This window comes from Treponema sp. HNW (assembly GCF_050320395.1).
In the GTDB taxonomy this organism is placed as follows: Bacteria; Spirochaetota; Spirochaetia; order Treponematales; family Treponemataceae; genus Treponema_C.
Window position 1 is genome coordinate 2,073,960 of the sequence record NZ_CP144459.1, and the last position, 16,963, is coordinate 2,090,922.

The following is a 16,963-nucleotide window of genomic DNA, read 5'->3' on the forward strand; positions in this document are numbered from 1 at the left end:
CATACAGATTACACGCAGATTGCCTGTAATCTGCACACCGATTTTTTAATTTTCGGCAGTTTTTTCAACTGCGGTAGGAGCAACCTTTGCGGCGGCCTTATCCGCTTTTTTAACGATAAGTTCGCGTATTTTGGCAGCCTTACCCACTTTTCCGCGGATATAGTAAAGCTTTGAACGGCGCACGCGGCCGGGGCGCATTACTTCAACCTTGGCAATACGGGGTGAATACAGGGGAAATACCCGCTCCACACCGACGCCGTATGAGTTTTTGCGCACGGTAAAGGTACGTCTTGCACCGGAATTTTTAAAGCACAATACCAAACCTTCATATACCTGTACGCGTTCCGTTTTTCCTTCAATAATTTTAAAGTGAACTTTTACCGTATCGCCCACTTTAAAAGAAGCAACTTCCCGCTTTTGGGATTCTTCAATCGTTTTAATCAAATCCATTGCATTCTCCTTGTATGCGTGTTATGTCGGCAATGCAGTTTTCCGCTTCTTCCGTAAGCAGTCCGGCCAGTCTTGCCGCCCCTATCATATCGGGACGGACGGCCAATGTTTTGGCAATCCGTTCGCGAAGCCGCCAGCGGCGGATACGCTCGTGATTGCCCGACAACAGTACGGACGGAACCTTCATACCGTCAAACACTTCCGGCTTGGTGTATTGGGGATATTCCAACAACCCGCCGGTATGGCTTTCTTCCGTAAGGCTTTCGGCCGATATAACGCCGTCCACCAAGCGGTAGACCGCGTCCATCACAACCTGAGCCGCTATTTCACCGGAGGACAGCACAAAATCTCCGACCGAGATTTCATCGTCCACCCACTTGTCGATTATCCTGCGGTCGATACCTTCATAGCGTCCGCAAATAAACACCAGTTTTTGTTCACGGCTCAATTCAATCGCCGTTTTTTGGGTAAAGGGCTTACCCGACGGCGTTACATAGATAACGCGCGGTTCTCCCTCTTTACGTTTACGCGGCTTTTTTTTTACCCGCGTTTTTCCCGTATCGGGGGGCTTCCGTTTGCCCAAAACCGACTGCAAAGCGGCATCGAGGGGACCGGGCAGCATCAGCATGCCCGCACCGCCGCCGTAAGGGGTATCGTCGCAGGTTTTGTGTTTATCAAGGGCAAAGTCCCTGATATTCACCAATTCGTATTCGATAATTCCCCTTTGAACCGCCTTAGCCATAATCGAACTTTCAAAAAAGCCGAGCAGCATTTCGGGAAATAAGGTCAGCACATGAAATTTCATCGTTTTACTCTAAAATCCAGAGGTGCATAAGCTGAATGGTTCCGTGCTCAATATCAACCGTACCGATAAATTCCTTTTTAAAAGGAACCAAAACCCTGCGCGCTTCGGACTTTTCCGTCCCCTTATGCGCTTGCGTTTTGTTTTGTTTATCCGTACAGATGCGCCCGGCATCCGCACTTTCGGATACGGCAACCTCCAAAAGGTCGCCCGCTCCGCCTTCCAATACGCCTGTAACGACTCCCGCAATCATCGGCCTGTCCGATAATCCGGCTTCGTTTGTCCGTCCCGCATGTTCGCCTTTTGCACCGTAGTACACGAGAGTACAGCCTTTTAAGTCTTCGGCGTAGTACTCGCCTTCGTTCAGCGGACAAGCCATGCTTCGGGGCACTTCAATTTCCCACGACGAAAAAGCCTTAGCTTCTTCCGGGGAATCGATACCCTTCAGTTTCAAAAAAAGGCAGGATGTTCCGATTTCGGCCGATTCAACGGCTGTTTGAAACCGCTTTTCACCCTTCCTCAAAGTTACATCGGTTAATTTAAAAAAATGCCCGTATTCGCCCGATGTACTTTCCACTTTTAACTTACCCGACAGCCCGAAAGAACCGCGGATAATACCGATTACAAAAACGCTCTCCATCAATCCAAAATATCGAGACTGTAACGCTTTCCCGATTTACCGGCCGATGCGCTCAGTACAGTCCGCAATGCTTTTGCAATGCGTCCGTATTTACCGATGACCTTTCCGATATCGCCTTCGGCAACTTTTAATTGAATAACCGGACCGCGTTCGCCTTCCGCTTCTTCAACCGAAACCGCGGAGGGATCGTCAACAAGAGATTTCGCAATATATTCTATCAACTCTTTTTCCACTTTGCGAACCTCCCGCTCTTATTGTGCGGCGTTTTTTTTGTTTAAAATCTTGCGGACCGTATCCGAAGGCTGGGCGCCTACACTGAGCCAATAGCGTACTCTTTCGGCATCGAATGAGATTTGCTTTTCTTCGGCTTCAATGGGATGATATAATCCTATTTCTTCGATAGTGGTTCCGTCGCGCGGTTTACGTGCATCCTGAACGACTATGCGGTAATAAGGACGTTTTTTTGTTCCGAATTTTTTAAGCCGGATCCGTACCATAAAGACCTCCATAGATAAAATTTGCACACGGCATGAACTTTATTTTTATCACAAAACGCCGTCTTGGTCAAGATACGGATTCACTAAAAAGATAAAACACTTTTTTTAAACTTCTTGCAAAAAAGCCCGTATCGGGATATAGTAATTCCATGCAACAAAGCGCCCCTTCAGCTACGCAGCTGCTTACGGATATATTAAATGCCGCCGACACATGGGTATCCGGAAACCGAACTCATCGTTTCGAGCCTCAAAACCTGCAAAAAGCTGCCGCATCCGTACCGGACGACAGGGAAACAATTCCTCCGGTTACAGCAGGCAATGCCGAGCGCCTCCGACTGCTTGCCGAGCAAATCGCCCGGTGTTCGCAGTGCGAGCTGTGCCGCAACCGCACTAAAACGGTGCCGGGATTCGGGCCGGTCAGTCCGGTTGTGATGGTTATAGGAGAAGGGCCCGGTGCCGATGAAGACAGGTCGGGTCTGCCCTTTGTAGGCCCTGCGGGAAAACTTTTGGATAAAATGCTTGCCGCCATCAGGCTTTCCAGGCACTCAAACTGCTTTATAGGCAATGTCGTAAAATGCAGGCCGCCTCACAACCGCGACCCCAAACCCGAAGAATCCGAAGCATGCGCTCGGTTTTTGCATGAACAAATCGATATTTTAAAGCCTAAGATGATTTTGGCAGTCGGACGTATCGCCGCCCAAAACCTCCTTCAAACGAGCGACGGCATAGGCAAGCTGCGCGGCCGTTTTTTTTCATACCGCGGCATACCGCTTATGAGTACCTATCATCCGAGCGCCCTGTTACGCGATGAATCCTTAAAAAAACCGGCATGGGAGGATTTAAAACTGTTCCGTTCCCGTCTTTCGGAGCTGGCTCCCGGCTATGCGGAAAGCTTTACAAATGACTGAACAAGCCGGCACAACAAGCGAAGGCAGGACTACGCTTTGGATTGAAGTATTTTTAAACCTGCCCCTTTTTTCCTCTTTTTTTTACCGCCAAACGCCGAGCGGCCCGCAGGAAAAGACAAAAGGGGCAAATAAAACGGCAGTACCCGCTCAAACCGGATGCCGAGCTCAGGTTATGTTCGGCAACAGAAGAATGACCGCCTTTATCGTCGGCACATACAAAGAACTTCCCTCCTCAATCGATTTTCCCGTCGAAAAAATACGTGAAATAGGACGGGTTATAGACGAAAAGCCCCTTTTTACCGAAGAACTTATCCGCCTTGCCCTCTGGATGGAAAGCTATTATCTGTGCGGACGCGGAGAAGCCCTGAGCGCGATGCTCCCGTCGGGAAAAAGAGAAGCACAAACAAGCCTTTTCAGTGCGGACTTTGAAGCCGGCGAATTTGAAGCACATCCCCTGTCGAATGAACAGCAAACCGCCGTAGATGCGATTCTAAGCGAAAAAAAACATCTTATGCACTATCTTTACGGCAGCACCGGATCGGGTAAAACAGAAGTGTTTTTGCGCCTTGCCGATAAAACGCTCGCCGAAGACAAAGGCGTTATTTACCTTGTACCGGAAATAGGCTTGACAAAACAGGTAATCGATGCGGTTACGGGGCGTTTCGGGGAGACGGCGGCCGTCCTTCATTCAGGACTTACGGGAAGCGAAAAACTTGCACAATGGCGGCGCATTGCGGAAAAAAAAGCCCGCGTCGTTATCGGTGCGCGAAGCGCCGTCTTTGCCCCGGTTCCCGATTTGGGCCTCATTATTATCGATGAAGAACACGACTCCTCTTATAAATCCGGAAATTCGCCGCGCTATTCTGCACGGCAAATAGCGATGAAGCGCTGTGCCGACTGTGCCATTCCCCTCGTTATGGGAAGCGCAACCCCCTCGGTAGAAGCATGGCATTTAATGCGGGCCGAGCGGATATGCGAACACCGTCTTACCAAACGGCTTGCAGGTGGTGCTATGCCCTCGATAGAGATTGTCGATTTGGGAAGCTCAAGCGAAGATGCGCAAACGGACGGCTGCATTTCCCGCCGTCTTGAACGTGAAATACGGGCGGCAACGGAAGACAAAAAGCAGACGATTTTATTTTTAAACCGGCGCGGTTTTACCCATTTTTTCCGCTGCAAAACCTGCGGCTTCGATTTAAAATGCAAAAACTGTTCGACCTCGCTCACCTATCATAAAAAAGCCGGGGTACTGCGATGCCATTACTGCGGATTATCCGTCCGTCCTCCGTCCGAATGCCCCTCATGCTCATCTCTCGATATAGAATATACGGGTTTCGGAACCGAGTTCATAGAAGAAGAAATCCGTGCAAAGTTTCCGCATGCCCGTGTGATACGAGCCGACAGCGACAGTTTGGACCGCAAAGACGATTTGGTAAAAAAGCTTGAAGCTTTTAAAGCCGGTGAAGCTGATATTTTACTCGGCACCCAAATGGTCGCCAAGGGCTTGAATTTCCCGCGGGTTCGGCTTGTCGGCGTGATTTCGGCGGACACGGGGCTGCATCTGCCCGATTTTCGCGCGGCTGAACGTACCTTCTCCCTGATTGTTCAGGTTGCAGGCAGGGCGGGCCGATTTTTCCCCGACGGCAAGGTTATAGTACAAACCTATAATCCCGAAAACAAAGCCGTAGCTCTTGCATGCAAAGGCCTTGTTGAAGAATTTTATCGGGAAGAACTTGAAGAGCGAAGACAGCTGGATTTTCCGCCTTACAGCCGTCTTGTCCGCCTGGTATTCAGGTCTGCCGATGAAGCAAAGGCGGAAGCCGCATCCGAAGAAGCGGCGGAAATTATCGAAAATATACGGCAATCGGCCCAAGTACGTATTTTGGGACCGGCCGAATGCCCTATTGAAAAAATTGCGGCAAATCACCGTCGTCATATTCTTTTGCGTGCTAAACGCATAGGGCCTTTGCAGGAAACCCTTATAGCCTTTTTATCGGCATATAAAAACCGACAGGGTGTCTATATTGAAGTTGACGTAGACCCAGTAAGCCTGTTATAATATCAATATGACACAGAGCCTTGAAGATTATTTGGAAACCATAGGTAATTTGGCCCGGGACGGCAGCATTCCCCGTGTAAAAGACATTGCGGCAAGCCTTAAGCTCTCCAAGCCTTCGGTGCATGTTGCCCTCCATCTGCTTGAAGACCGCGGTATGATTGAACACGAACCCTACGGCGATATTATTATGACCGAATTGGGTAAACAAAAATACCTTGAAATAAAACACAAACACGATACTATAAGCAGCTTTTTACAAAATAATTTAGGGGTTTCCGCGGAAAACGCCGAAAAAGATGCCTGTCTCATGGAACACTTTTTAAGCGATGAAACGCTGAAAAAAATAGAACACTGCGTTGAACACGCAAAAACAAAAAACTGTTCCCTGTGTTCCGCTGACACCTCACCGGCGGTCAAAAAGACAAAAAAATCCTAGGGATGAACCCGTTTTCCTTCAAAGTTTACGTTCCATAAAAACAAGCCCTGTGCAGGCGCCGTAGTTAAAGCTTTTTTTCTGTCCTTCGATTCCAGAATTTCTTTAAATTCCGCATCCGTGCCGCCTTTTTTTTCAAGCTCGATAAAGGTACCGGCAAGGGAACGCACCATTTTCCATAAAAATGCATTTGCACATATTTCGAATACGAGTTTATCGCCCTGCATAAAAAAAACGGCGCGTTCAATAAAACGGTTATTCGAAAGACTTTTATCGCCGGCGGCGGCAAAGGCCGAACAATCCGTTTCGCCCTGCAAACAGCGCGCCATTTTATTCAATCGTGCAACATCGGGCCAGCGGTACAGGGGCCATACATAGGGCATATCCTGAGCACTCGGAGTTTTTCCGCAGTAAAAAAAATAGCGGTAGGTACGACTGACGGCATTAAAGCGCGCGTTAAAATCCGACGGTTTTTCTTCGACCCTGTGTATACGGATGTCGTGCGGAAGGCGGCTGTTTAAAGCCGGAATATAATTGGCAAGCGGAATCCCGTCGATAGGCGATATAAAATTTGCAGCTTGAGCCGCGGCATGAACACCCGAATCGGTACGCCCCGAACCGTACAAAACGATATTTTCTTTATGTAAAAGCGCCAACACTTTTTCAATTTCTTCCTGAACGGTACGCACTCCGTTTTCCTGGCGCTGCCAGCCGCAAAAAGCGCTTCCGTCATACGAGAGAGTTAATAAAATATTACGCATAACATATCCGCGGCATCAAAAGACGGCTTATTCATCATCATCGAGGTTCAACACATTGGCTTCTTTTAATTCGGCAGTTAAACTGTCATATAAATTACGCGAGTGTTCCAATAAAGGCCCCGGTTTACTTTTGGAAGATTTTCCCAAGCCGAAAATACGCGCTATAGCCCGTTTAAGCTCATCCAGTTTTTTAAGGCGTTCCGGAATATTATCCCTTTGACCGTATTTATATTCCAAAAGCGCACACAGGTAAATTACACCGTCATAACCGTAATTTTTATCTATATCGGGCCCGAAGTTGCCTATTGCCGTAATATTTTCAACCCGGCCGGTTTCAAACTCAAGGGCCGTTTGATAAAAAAACAGGGCTTTAAAATAAAAGCGCCGGCTTATATAGTCAAAACCGCGGTCGGGACACAAATCGTTCAGATCTCCGGAAAGCCATGCAAGGCGTAAGCATATTTGCGCTTTCTTTATTGTAGGAGAATAATTGTGAGGCAGTTTTTCATAACACAGGAGGGCAAGATAATAAGCCGCCGCTCCGTCGATAAGAGTACGGTTGTGCTTTAAATCGTAAAAGGGAAAAATCGTTTCAACAGCTTTTTTACGTACATCCTCGTCCTCAACGATTTTATCAATCAGTTCCTCATTCGAAAAATGCTCAAAGTCGTTCCATAATAAGGCGGCATGACAAACCGGACAGGCTGCAACCGCATAAATCATCGGATAAATCGGACCGAATTTAACCGACGGCTCAAAAAGTCTTCGAAGCTCATCGGTTAAATTACCTGCTATCATGCGGCCGCCTCCGGTAAGCATTTCTTCTTTTGCAAAGCTTTTTTTGCAAAAGGGGCACATAATTTTTTGTTTTGAATAAAACGAAACGGCCAGATTTTTACTTTCAAATTTCTTTGCATAACGCTGCATTACCGCCTCCCGATAAAAGTCAAAAAGGCCGTCTAAAAAGCGGCAGGCTTTTCAAACAGCTCCGATTCCAATATCACCTGTGCAACAGCATAGCATTTTTCATGAGACAATGAAAGATGCACACGGGTATTGCCGCCTTTTTTAAACAATTTTTCAGCCCCGCCGTACAAGCGCAAAAAGGGCCTGCCCGACTCATCCTTCAGCACACACACATCGTTCAAGTTAAAACCGGACAAGCCCGTTCCCAAGGCTTTTCCGAAGGCCTCTTTTGCCGCAAAACGGACGGCCAAACGCTCAGCCGCCTTGCCCTTGCTTACAGCCGTCACATCTTCCAATTCATCGGGATGAAAAAAACGGCGCATAAGAGGCGGATTTTCCGTCCAGTGTAAAAAGCGTTCCGTACAAACGATATCTATGCCGCATCCTGAAATCATAAGGCATCTTCAAAAAGCATTGCAAGGGCGGCGGGGAAAACCGGTTGTGTTTGAACCGAAAAATCGTCATCGTTTTCCGAAGAAGGAATATAGGCTTTGTTTTCGCTCAACTCGACCTTCAATAACGGGGGCTCGATGCCGACAACCGAAAACTCATCGGGTATATATATACGAAGCGGAACCGAATAAGTACCGGCCGCATCTATATCGGTAAAGTCGGCTTGCACCGTCGTATTATCGGGCACAAAAGCTTCCAAAGCTTTTTTTCCTCCGGATAAAACCAGGCTGACCTTCGGCATATCGCCTGCGGTTTGAAGTTTTCCATTCAAATTAAAGATCCCGACCGGTAAATTGGGGAAAGTACGTTTTCCCAAGGAAGCCGCTATTTCAACTTTAATCGTGGCATCCGGAACATCGAGAATTTCGATCCGTTTTGAAGATTTTTCAACGGTTATCGGAGCTTTAAAACCGGTTTTACGGCCGCGTAAATCTATTGTACCGGTGTACACTTCGGAAGTCGATTCCGTTATCGATTCCGGTCCCGAAATTTTTACGGCGGCCGGAGATACCGTCCAAGAGGACACTTCAAATCCTTCGGCAGGCGTTCCGAAAAACAGAGGTTTTAGAGGGACGACTTTATATGCGTTTTTTTCAAACGAAAGCAAAAGAGTATGCGGTTTTACCTGTATGTCGAGCGGCTCCATAAGGGTAAAAAAATCCTTTAATTCAAGCTTAACCTGCAAAGAATTGGGGCCGGCCGCGGTTACCGAAGAAGTATCTATATAGGCTTGAATATCGCTTTTTTGTATTACCGCAAGCTTATCGGTTTTCGCGCGTACGGTAACACGCACATACTGGGGAGCAGACTCGGTAAGAACGAAATTTCCCCCCTCGCGCACTTGCAGAGGAAGGGAAAAAGACTTTGAATCCAATGAAATAAGCTGATACGAAAAATACAACACAACGGCAGCCGCAATTGAAAAGAGTTTAACGGGCCAATTTGAAAATAATTCGGCGGTAAATTCGTGTAATTTCATGCCGCTTCCTCCCTGTCGGCCGAACCCGCCGTAATATCCAACAGCGTTTCCAAGGTTGCCGTCAGCTGCTCCATCGTTAAATCATAGTGCAGATGAGAATCGTAAGCCAGACTGATTGCCCCGCTTTCTTCGGACACAATCAATACAACCGCATCGGTTTCTTCCGATACGCCGAGAGCCGCCCTGTGCCGAGTGCCGAAGGTTTTACGTATGTCGTATTGCTCGGAAAGCGGTAAAAAACAGCCGGCTGCCGTCACCTTACCGTCCTGAATAACCGCCGCACCGTCATGCAGGGGGGTATCGTGGCCGAAAATAGTAACCAAAAGGCTCGATGTAAGGTCGGCATTCAAATAGGTACCGGTATCCATAATATCTTTAAGAGAAGTTTTACGCGTAAAAACGGCAAGCATACCCCGTTTTTGCTTGGAAAGCATTTCGGCCGCAATCAATACCGAATCGATATAGGCGTGTTTTGTGCGCCGGCGTAATTTAAACCACTGGGCTTGACCGAGCTTAAAAATAATTTTGCGCAATTCAGGTTGAAAAACGATTGCAAAACCGATTAACACACCGGGGGCCAAGAGATTCAGCAGCCATAAAAGCATTGATAAATTCAAAATACGGGCAAAGACATAGGCGGTTAAAATCGTAAATCCGAATTTTATGATTTGCAAGCTTTGCGTCTTTACGATGAGGCCGTACATTTTATACAAAATAAAGGCAAGAACGCCTATGTCCAAAACGGGGCGTATGTACTCGTATATTGCCGGAAATCGTTCCAAATTGCCCATAACTGTTCCTTTATTATAACGTTCGCTTATCCGCCCAAAGCGTCCAACACACGAAGCATATCCGCGGTTTCACTTGTGTCGTGTACACGCAGCAGGGTATAGCCTTTTTGTACGGCAATCATATGTGCCGCAAGAGAACCGGCCAAACGTCCGGCCGTTTCTTTTCCCGTAATCTCTCCGATAACCGTTTTGCGCGATAAGCCCATCAGGTTATGTTCAATCCGTATACCCGTACGCTCCCGTATAAGGTTGAGAAGAATATCGCCCGAACGGATAAGGCTTATGTTTGCAGCCATGTCTTTTCCGAATCCGACCCCCGGATCGACGATAATCTTTTGAGGCTCTATTCCCTCGGATACGGCATATTCTATCCTATTTGAAAGGTATGAGGCAATATCCCGCACAACATCAGTATAATCGGTATTGTCCTGCATGATAAGGGGTGTTCCCCTTTTATGCATTAAAATAACCGGGATTTTTTCGGATGCGGCAAAAGAGGCAAGGTTTTTATCGTCTTCCAGCGCCGATATATCGTTTAAAATATCCGCTCCGGCTTGACGGGCGGCCTCCATAACGCTTAAAAGTCTTGTATCGACAGACAGTGCCTTCATCGAATGGCGGCGGATTTCTTCGATAACGGGAACAATACGTGCTGTCTGCTCGTCCGCACTCACATAATCGGAACCCGGACGGCTCGACTCCCCGCCTATATCGACAATATCGGCCCCCGCTTCAAAATGTTCGAGAGCGCTTTCGGCCGCACGGGAAGCGGAATACGAGCGGGAAAGCTCCCAAAAAGAATCGGGGGTGCAGTTTACGATCGACATAATATAGGCGGGCTTTTCGGTTGTGAGGATGCGGTTTGCCAAGGGTATGGGAGGAGGTAGCGGGAGCGGCATATCAATTCCACATTTTTAAAGCTTTATATGCCAAAGAAGGACCGTCCAAGTGGGCATCCTTTAAAATCTCGCCACGGCTGCCTTGAGCCAAAAAGCGGTCGGGAAAACCGCTTACGCCCGTCTTTTTTCCGTCGGTATATCGGTCGAGCAGGGACTCCAAATAGGTGCCTATACCGCCGATACGTATACCGTCTTCGATAAACAAAACGCGCTCATAAGAAGAAGCGACGGACAAAAAATATGCCTTATCCAAGGGCTTTAAAAAGCGAAGATTGTAAATATCGGCGGATTTTCCGCATTTATATAATTCGCGAGAAGCTTCCAAAACTTCGGGGAAGATGCCGCCCGTACACACGAGAAGAATCTTATCGGCGGGATCGGACAGCGATAAAGCCGAAGCGGAGGAAAGCTTCCCGGAAGCGGCAGGTTCTTTAAGTAACACGCCCCGGCCCTCAATGACGGGGGAAGCGAATTCCCTGTGTTCGGCGGGACACGGGCTTTTAGGATAGCGTATCACAACGGGACTGTTTTGCGTCAGCGCCCAGTTAAAACAAAGTTCCAACTCTTTTTCGGAAGCGGGTGCTAAAAGGGAGAGGTTGGGCACGGGGCGCAAAAGCGAGATATCAAAAATACCCTGATGGGTTTCGCCGTCGCCGGGGACGGCCCCGGAACGATCGAGCATAAAGATACCCGCACCCTTTTGCAGGGCTATATCGTGAATCAGCTGGTCGACCGCACGCTGAATAAAGGTTGAATAAATCGCGGTAACCGGCTTTAAGCCTGCACGGGCCAAGCCGCCTGCAAAGGTAACCGCATGCTGTTCGGCAATACCCGTATCGAAAAAGCGCAAAGGAAAACGGCGCTCGAATTCGGTTAAGCCCGTACCGTCGGTCATTGCGGCGGTAATTGCCGTTATACGCTCGTCTTTTTCCGCGGCAGCGGTGAGAATGTGTGAAAATACTTCCGTAAAAGAAGGACGGACGGCTTTTTTTGACGTTTTAGGCGAATACCCGTGATACGACACCGGATCGCTTTCGGCGGGAGCATAGCCCCTTCCCTTTTGGGTTACCACATGTACGACAACGGGACGGCGCAGTTTTTTTATGCGCTTAAACACCGTAATCATTTGTTCCATATGATGACCGTTTAACGGGCCGACATATTCAAAGCCCCAATCCGAAAAAAAGTTGCTCGGAAAAACCAAACCCTTTACCGCCCGCTTTAAGCGGAATACGATATTCATAAAGGGCTTTCCGATAAGGGGAATCTTTTCAACCAGGCGGTCGAAGTTATAGCGGAATGTTTGATAAGGGGCGGTCATTGTAAGGCGGCTTAAATAACGCGAAAGAGCCCCCGTATTGCCGTTTATGGACATTTGATTATCGTTTAAAACAATCACCAAATCTTCGGAAAGCTGACCCGCATGTGAAAGAGCTTCCATAGCCATACCGCCGGTGAGGGCGCCGTCTCCGATAACGGCAATAACCTTCCCCTTTTCTTTTTTCAAACGCCTGCCTACCAGTAAGCCCAGAGCAGACGAAATCGATGTGGACGCATGTCCGGCATCAAACCAATCGTGAGGACTTTCCTCCCGTTTTGTAAAACCGGCAAGTCCGTCTTTTTGACGCAGCGTATCAAAACGGTTATTGCGTCCGGTAAGTATCTTATGCGCGTAACACTGGTGGCTTACATCCCAAATAAAGGCATCGGAAGGACTGTCAAATACCTTGTGCAGGGCAATCGTAAGATCAACCACACCCAAATTACTTGCAAGATGTCCGCCCGTTTTTCCGACCGTATCTATAATACGGCCGCGTATTTCTACGGATAACTTTTTAAGTTCCTTTATGTTTAATTGCTTTATGTCGTCGGGACAATCTATATTTTCAAGCAGAATAAGGCTCTCCTCTAAAAAATCAAGAAGTATATGAGTAAAATCATTATTTAAATACCGCGCCTTAATTCAGGTTACACATTATACAACAAAAGGTGCAAACGGTAAAAAAAAGACCGCCGGACGATATAATACCGCACCCGCAGCCTTCTTGTTGCATAGCCAATAGAGTACACAAAAGGGAATCTATTTGTTTTTATGCCGATTTCTTCTGAGCTTTTTCTTCCGCTTATGAGTAGCTATTTTTTGACGCTTTCTCTTTTTACCACAGGGCACAACAGCACTCCTTATCTTATTTAAAAACTGTATATATTATGACCGAATTTTGCATATCAGTCAAGTATATTTATCGATGCACCTAAAAATTCCGCGATTTTTTTTTCGCCGCCTTCAATATCGTCCGCATTAAGATCTGCGGCATCGGTAAATGCTTTAAAAAACGTTTGCTGGCGCTTTGCATAGGCTCGGCTGTCTTTTTTGATAAGTTCTTTTACCGCTTGCGTATCCCGATTTAAGCTGCCGGCCGCCGTAAAAAACTCGCGGTAGCCTATCGCCTGCATGGCGGGATCTTCGGCACGGCAGCCGGAAGATACCAAAGAGCGCACCTCATCTGCAAGCCCCTGCTCAAACATAAGCTCAACTCGTTTATCGATACGTTCGTACAATTCGGCCCGGCTTCTTTGTAAGGATAAAATCAAAAAGGAAAAGCCCTCGCGCGGCTTTTGTGCAGCCGAAAAAGAACTCAGGGGCTTTCCCGATGCCGTACACACTTCCAAGGCGCGCTTTATACGGTACTCATCGTGGAGATGAATTTTATGCGCGCTTACCGGATCAAGGACTTCAAGTTCTTTCCATAGTACTTCGGCACCTTCGTTTTCCATTCGGCGGGCAATTTTTTCGCGTAACAGGGGATCCGCCCGAGGGGTGGGAGGAAGTCCGTAGATAAAATTTCTGATATAAAAACCGGTACCGCCTACGATAACGGGAATTTTTTTGCGGCTGTAGATATCCCGGGCTGCTTCAAGGGTTTTACGCACAAAGTCCCCCGCCCCGAAACTTCCCCGCGGCCCGCATATATCGATAAGGTGATGGGGAAGCTTTTCGAGCAGAACTTTATCCGGTTTTGCCGTTCCGATATTAAAGCCGCGGTACACCTGCATGGAATCGGCACTGATAACTTCGGCCCTGCCTGAAAATGAGAAAGGCGCACCCCGGGCGAACAAAGACTCGGCAAACGATGTTTTACCGCAAGCCGTCGGCGCGCAGATAACAATGAGGGGGTTATTCTTCGATGCGGTATTCAACCTGTTTTGAAAAAAGCTGACGGGCGGCAAGGGACACAACTTTTCCGTCATTATTTTCAATGTCGGGATCTTTTACCATTGAAAGCTGGTAGGCACGGCGGCTTGCCGCACAAGTTATTTCGTAGACATTATCTTCAAAATGCACCAGTTCCTGTAAGGGAAAAATCATACACAACTCCGTCTTATAAGATCCGGCACTTGCACCGGAAAACAGTACGATATAGGTTATCAGGTTTTTAGGGCTTCGTCAAGGTGAAATTTTAAGATAAGGCATAAAAAAAGCCCCGGCAATGCGCCGAGGCTTTTATAGCGGCAATGGGACTTGAACCTATGACCGAACGGATATGAGCCGTTTGCTCTACCGACTGAGCTATGCCGCCGTGTTAAAAAGGATAATAGCATAGAGGCGGCTTTGTGTCAATACATCCCTTGCTATAAGATTGCGAACGTGGTATACTCCGAAAATGAAAGCTGCAATATTTTTCGGTTCAAAATCGGACACGGGTACGATGAAAAAAGCCGCCGACGTTTTACGCGAATTCGGCATAGACTATTCCGCTTACGTACTGTCCGCCCACCGCACGCCCGATTTGCTTGCCCAAACGGTTAAGCAGGTTGAAAACGAAGGCTGCGAGGTTATCATCGCCGGAGCCGGCCTTGCCGCGCACTTACCCGGCGTTATCGCTTCGGCTACGGTACTGCCCGTTATCGGAGTTCCGCTCGAATGCCTTTTTTCCGATTCGCAGGGGCGTTCTTCCAACGGCCTGGGCGGCATGGATGCCCTTTTGTCGATAGTACAAATGCCCAAACAGATTCCGGTCGCCTGCGTCGGCATAAACAATGCCGCAAACGCCGCATATTTGGCAGCCGAAATCCTTGCGGTAAAATATCCTGAATTAAAAGAAAAATTAAAACAATTCCGCACTCGCTTGGCGCATGACGCAGCCGAAAACGGCGGAACGGGGGTAACATTATGAGCGACACTACCGTAAAAAAACTGGACATGCTCTACGAGGGCAAGGCAAAAAAGGTTTTTGCAACCGACAATCCCGATTTGGTTATCCTTGATTACAAGGATTCGGCCACCGCTTTTAACGGCGAAAAAAAGGGAACAATTGACGAAAAAGGTATTATGAACAATACCATCGCCGATATGCTGTTTGAACTGCTTGAAAAAAAGGGCATTCACACCCACTACGTGCGCCGCATAAGCGAGCGCGAAACCCTGTGTAAAAAGGTGAGCATTATTCCGCTCGAAGTAATTGTGCGCAATGTTGCCGCAGGCTCGTTCAGTAAACGGCTCGGCGTTCCCGAAGGTTCGGCCCTTAAAACGACGATATTCGAAATCTCCTATAAGGACGACGCTTTGGGAGACCCGCTTATTAACGATTATCACGCGGTGGCCATCGGAGCTGCGACGTGGGATGAATTGAAGGTTATCTACGAGGTAACGGCAAAAATCAACGATATTTTAAGCGCCTTTTTTATTGAGCGCGGTATACGCTTAATCGACTTTAAAATCGAATTCGGTAAAGACTCGCAAGGCAATATCCTTCTTGCCGATGAAATATCGCCTGATACATGCCGCTTTTGGGATGCAAAAACAAACGAAAAACTCGACAAAGACCGCTTCCGCCGCGATATGGGCAATGTAAAAGAAGCCTATGTCGAAATCCTCAACAGGATGAAAAATTGAGCTGCGGTACATTGTGTGACGATAAGCTGCACGAAGCGTGCGGTGTTGCCGGTATTTATTTGAATAAGGGCGCAGACGGTGCCGGAAAACTGTGCTATTATGCCCTTCATTCGTTACAGCACCGCGGTCAGGAAAGCGCAGGCATTGCCGTTTCCGACGGTACAAATATCGAACGGCACAAGGCGATGGGGCTGGTGAGCGAGGTCTTTAACGCTTCCGTTCTGCAGCCCATTCACGGCCATATTGCCGTCGGACACGTTTTGTATTCGACTTCGCAGCACGCCCATATTGAAAACGCCCAGCCCTTTGTAACAAGGTCTAAACTCGGCGCTATTGCCGTTTCTCATAACGGGAACTTGGTAAACTATGAGCAGTTAAAAGAATTGCTCGAAGAAACCGGCTCGACCTTTATTTCTCAAAGCGATTCGGAAGTTATTATAAAACTTATCGGTAAAAACTACAAAAAGGGTATGGAACGCGCTTTAACCGACACCATTCAAATGATAAAGGGTTCGTTTGCCCTCTGCGTTATGACCGAAAAGTGTTTGGTAGGCGCGCGCGACCCGCAGGGAATCCGTCCCCTGTGTTTGGGAAAAACCGAAAACGGCTGGATGCTTGCAAGCGAAAGCTGCGCCCTCGATGCGGTCGGTGCGGAATTGGTGCGCGACATTCAGCCCGGAGAAATCGTCATTATAAACGAAGACGGGGTTTTATCCTTTGAGTTCGGCGAGCGCACGGCAAAGCAAACCTGTCTGTTCGAATACATATACTTTGCCCGCCCCGATTCGATTATCGACGGTATTCCCGTTCAGGAAGCCCGATTGCGCATGGGAGCGGTGTTGGCAAAAGAAAGCGGTGTCGAAGCCGACGTGGTTATCGGGGTTCCCGATTCGGGCTTGGGCTCTGCAATGGGCTATTCCGCCGCTTCGGGCATTCCCTATGCGATGGGAATCGTAAAAAACAAATATATAGGGCGAAGCTTTATCGCTCCGACTCAGGATGCGCGCGAAAAAACCGTTTTTGTAAAATTGAACGCTTTAAAAAGCGATGTAAACGGTAAGCGTGTGGTGATTATAGACGATTCGATTGTACGCGGAACAACGGCTCACCGCCTTATCGACGTACTGCGCCGCGCGGGAGCAAAGGAAGTGCATTTCCGCATTTCATCGCCTCCGGTAAAGTTTCCCTGCTATTTCGGTATAGACACGCCCTGCCGTGCGGACTTGATTTCGTCTTCGCTGACGGAAAAACAAATTTGCAAAAAAATCGGCGCCGATTCGCTTGCCTTTATTTCCATAGAGGGAATGATAAGCGCTTTAAAAGACTTGTGCCCTGCCGCGACGGGCTATTGTACGGGCTGTTTTACGGGAGAGTATCCCATGCCCGCGGCCGGAGAACTGTCCGGCAAGCGTATATAAAAACAAGGAGCAT

At 48.0% G+C, this 16,963-nt stretch carries 20 protein-coding genes and 1 tRNA gene; 6 read left to right on the forward strand and 15 right to left on the reverse strand.

What is annotated here, in order from left to right:
• Positions 1-45: 45 nt before the first annotated feature.
• Genes rplS through rpsP form a run of 5 tightly spaced genes read right to left on the reverse strand, consistent with a single transcriptional unit; the run spans position 46 to position 2,389 of the window.
• Entirely contained in the window at positions 46-450 is a 405-nt protein-coding gene (gene rplS / locus V1L52_RS09485) for a 50S ribosomal protein L19 (protein WP_428769078.1), read from the reverse strand.
• Positions 437-1,255: a tRNA (guanosine(37)-N1)-methyltransferase TrmD gene (gene trmD, locus V1L52_RS09490; RefSeq protein WP_428769080.1), complete on the reverse strand. Its 819-nt coding sequence runs from the start codon at positions 1,253-1,255 to the stop codon at positions 437-439. The genes rplS and trmD overlap by 14 nt, the downstream gene beginning before the upstream one ends.
• 4 nt (positions 1,256-1,259) lie before the next feature.
• Positions 1,260-1,892 (reverse strand): ribosome maturation factor RimM, encoded by a 633-nt coding sequence (gene rimM, locus V1L52_RS09495; RefSeq protein ID WP_428769082.1) that lies wholly within the window; start codon positions 1,890-1,892, stop codon positions 1,260-1,262.
• A complete protein-coding gene (locus V1L52_RS09500; protein ID WP_428769083.1) occupies positions 1,892-2,125 on the reverse strand; it encodes a KH domain-containing protein in 234 nt (77 codons plus the stop codon). Before V1L52_RS09500 ends, rimM begins: the two co-directional genes overlap by 1 nt.
• Positions 2,126-2,143: 18 nt before the next feature.
• Positions 2,144-2,389 (reverse strand): 30S ribosomal protein S16, encoded by a 246-nt coding sequence (gene rpsP, locus V1L52_RS09505; RefSeq protein ID WP_428769085.1) that lies wholly within the window; start codon positions 2,387-2,389, stop codon positions 2,144-2,146.
• 149 nt (positions 2,390-2,538) lie between these two features.
• Between rpsP and V1L52_RS09510 the strand changes: the two genes are divergently transcribed.
• Genes V1L52_RS09510 through V1L52_RS09520 form a run of 3 tightly spaced genes read left to right on the forward strand, consistent with a single transcriptional unit; the run spans position 2,539 to position 5,792 of the window.
• Positions 2,539-3,297, forward strand: coding sequence for a uracil-DNA glycosylase (locus V1L52_RS09510; protein WP_428769087.1), 759 nt, complete (start codon positions 2,539-2,541; stop codon positions 3,295-3,297).
• Complete coding sequence (gene priA / locus V1L52_RS09515; RefSeq protein WP_428769089.1) at positions 3,290-5,356, forward strand: replication restart helicase PriA; 2,067 nt, start codon at positions 3,290-3,292, stop codon at positions 5,354-5,356. The genes V1L52_RS09510 and priA overlap by 8 nt, the downstream gene beginning before the upstream one ends.
• Before the next feature lie 7 nt (positions 5,357-5,363).
• Complete coding sequence (locus V1L52_RS09520; RefSeq protein WP_428769091.1) at positions 5,364-5,792, forward strand: metal-dependent transcriptional regulator; 429 nt, start codon at positions 5,364-5,366, stop codon at positions 5,790-5,792.
• Here the strand turns inward: V1L52_RS09520 and truA are convergent.
• From truA to V1L52_RS09570, 10 genes are all read right to left on the reverse strand, one after another.
• Entirely contained in the window at positions 5,789-6,550 is a 762-nt protein-coding gene (gene truA / locus V1L52_RS09525; protein WP_428769093.1) for a tRNA pseudouridine(38-40) synthase TruA, read from the reverse strand. The genes V1L52_RS09520 and truA overlap by 4 nt on opposite strands.
• A gap of 27 nt (positions 6,551-6,577) precedes the next feature.
• Entirely contained in the window at positions 6,578-7,477 is a 900-nt protein-coding gene (locus tag V1L52_RS09530; RefSeq protein WP_428769095.1) for a DUF2225 domain-containing protein, read from the reverse strand.
• 32 nt (positions 7,478-7,509) lie between these two features.
• Positions 7,510-7,911, reverse strand: coding sequence for a holo-ACP synthase (locus V1L52_RS09535; protein WP_428769097.1), 402 nt, complete (start codon positions 7,909-7,911; stop codon positions 7,510-7,512).
• The gene (locus V1L52_RS09540) at positions 7,908-8,948 is read right to left on the reverse strand and encodes a CdaR family protein (protein ID WP_428769099.1); all 1,041 of its coding nucleotides are present in this window, start codon (positions 8,946-8,948) and stop codon (positions 7,908-7,910) included. The genes V1L52_RS09535 and V1L52_RS09540 overlap by 4 nt, the downstream gene beginning before the upstream one ends.
• Positions 8,945-9,739, reverse strand: a complete 795-nt coding sequence (cdaA, locus tag V1L52_RS09545) for a diadenylate cyclase CdaA (protein ID WP_428769101.1) — start codon at positions 9,737-9,739, stop codon at positions 8,945-8,947. The genes V1L52_RS09540 and cdaA overlap by 4 nt, the downstream gene beginning before the upstream one ends.
• 26 nt (positions 9,740-9,765) lie before the next feature.
• Entirely contained in the window at positions 9,766-10,638 is an 873-nt protein-coding gene (gene folP, locus V1L52_RS09550) for a dihydropteroate synthase (RefSeq protein WP_428769103.1), read from the reverse strand.
• Between the two features lies 1 nt (position 10,639).
• Positions 10,640-12,565: a 1-deoxy-D-xylulose-5-phosphate synthase gene (gene dxs / locus V1L52_RS09555; RefSeq protein WP_428771826.1), complete on the reverse strand. Its 1,926-nt coding sequence runs from the start codon at positions 12,563-12,565 to the stop codon at positions 10,640-10,642.
• A gap of 299 nt (positions 12,566-12,864) precedes the next feature.
• Entirely contained in the window at positions 12,865-13,836 is a 972-nt protein-coding gene (gene miaA / locus V1L52_RS09560) for a tRNA (adenosine(37)-N6)-dimethylallyltransferase MiaA (protein ID WP_428769105.1), read from the reverse strand.
• On the reverse strand, positions 13,814-14,005 hold the full coding sequence (locus V1L52_RS09565) for a DNA-directed RNA polymerase subunit omega (RefSeq protein WP_428769107.1): 192 nt from the start codon (positions 14,003-14,005) through the stop codon (positions 13,814-13,816). The genes miaA and V1L52_RS09565 overlap by 23 nt, the downstream gene beginning before the upstream one ends.
• 138 nt (positions 14,006-14,143) lie before the next feature.
• Positions 14,144-14,216, reverse strand: a tRNA-Met gene (locus tag V1L52_RS09570).
• An 84-nt stretch (positions 14,217-14,300) separates the two neighbouring features.
• On the opposite strand from V1L52_RS09570, the gene purE reads away from it, so the two are divergent.
• The 3 genes from purE to purF are packed head-to-tail and all read left to right on the forward strand — an operon-like array spanning position 14,301 to position 16,950.
• Positions 14,301-14,813, forward strand: a complete 513-nt coding sequence (gene purE / locus V1L52_RS09575; protein ID WP_428769109.1) for a 5-(carboxyamino)imidazole ribonucleotide mutase — start codon at positions 14,301-14,303, stop codon at positions 14,811-14,813.
• On the forward strand, positions 14,810-15,532 hold the full coding sequence (purC, locus tag V1L52_RS09580) for a phosphoribosylaminoimidazolesuccinocarboxamide synthase (RefSeq protein WP_428769111.1): 723 nt from the start codon (positions 14,810-14,812) through the stop codon (positions 15,530-15,532). The genes purE and purC overlap by 4 nt, the downstream gene beginning before the upstream one ends.
• The gene (gene purF / locus V1L52_RS09585) at positions 15,529-16,950 is read left to right on the forward strand and encodes an amidophosphoribosyltransferase (protein WP_428769113.1); all 1,422 of its coding nucleotides are present in this window, start codon (positions 15,529-15,531) and stop codon (positions 16,948-16,950) included. The genes purC and purF overlap by 4 nt, the downstream gene beginning before the upstream one ends.
• Positions 16,951-16,963 lie beyond the last annotated feature (13 nt).

What these genes read in the sequence shown, in the direction of transcription:
- rplS (WP_428769078.1), bottom strand. Translation starts at nt 450, where the DNA reads ATGGATTTGATTAAAACGATTGAAGAATCCCAAAAGCGGGAAGTTGCT.
- trmD (WP_428769080.1), bottom strand. Translation starts at nt 1,255, where the DNA reads ATGAAATTTCATGTGCTGACCTTATTTCCCGAAATGCTGCTCGGCTTT.
- rimM (WP_428769082.1), bottom strand. Translation starts at nt 1,892, where the DNA reads ATGGAGAGCGTTTTTGTAATCGGTATTATCCGCGGTTCTTTCGGGCTG.
- rpsP (WP_428769085.1), bottom strand. Translation starts at nt 2,389, where the DNA reads ATGGTACGGATCCGGCTTAAAAAATTCGGAACAAAAAAACGTCCTTAT.
- V1L52_RS09510 (WP_428769087.1), top strand. Translation starts at nt 2,539, where the DNA reads ATGCAACAAAGCGCCCCTTCAGCTACGCAGCTGCTTACGGATATATTA.
- priA (WP_428769089.1), top strand. Translation starts at nt 3,290, where the DNA reads ATGACTGAACAAGCCGGCACAACAAGCGAAGGCAGGACTACGCTTTGG.
- V1L52_RS09520 (WP_428769091.1), top strand. Translation starts at nt 5,364, where the DNA reads ATGACACAGAGCCTTGAAGATTATTTGGAAACCATAGGTAATTTGGCC.
- truA (WP_428769093.1), bottom strand. Translation starts at nt 6,550, where the DNA reads ATGCGTAATATTTTATTAACTCTCTCGTATGACGGAAGCGCTTTTTGC.
- V1L52_RS09530 (WP_428769095.1), bottom strand. Translation starts at nt 7,477, where the DNA reads ATGCAGCGTTATGCAAAGAAATTTGAAAGTAAAAATCTGGCCGTTTCG.
- V1L52_RS09535 (WP_428769097.1), bottom strand. Translation starts at nt 7,911, where the DNA reads ATGATTTCAGGATGCGGCATAGATATCGTTTGTACGGAACGCTTTTTA.
- V1L52_RS09540 (WP_428769099.1), bottom strand. Translation starts at nt 8,948, where the DNA reads ATGAAATTACACGAATTTACCGCCGAATTATTTTCAAATTGGCCCGTT.
- cdaA (WP_428769101.1), bottom strand. Translation starts at nt 9,739, where the DNA reads ATGGGCAATTTGGAACGATTTCCGGCAATATACGAGTACATACGCCCC.
- folP (WP_428769103.1), bottom strand. Translation starts at nt 10,638, where the DNA reads ATGCCGCTCCCGCTACCTCCTCCCATACCCTTGGCAAACCGCATCCTC.
- V1L52_RS09565 (WP_428769107.1), bottom strand. Translation starts at nt 14,005, where the DNA reads ATGATTTTTCCCTTACAGGAACTGGTGCATTTTGAAGATAATGTCTAC.
- purE (WP_428769109.1), top strand. Translation starts at nt 14,301, where the DNA reads ATGAAAGCTGCAATATTTTTCGGTTCAAAATCGGACACGGGTACGATG.
- purC (WP_428769111.1), top strand. Translation starts at nt 14,810, where the DNA reads ATGAGCGACACTACCGTAAAAAAACTGGACATGCTCTACGAGGGCAAG.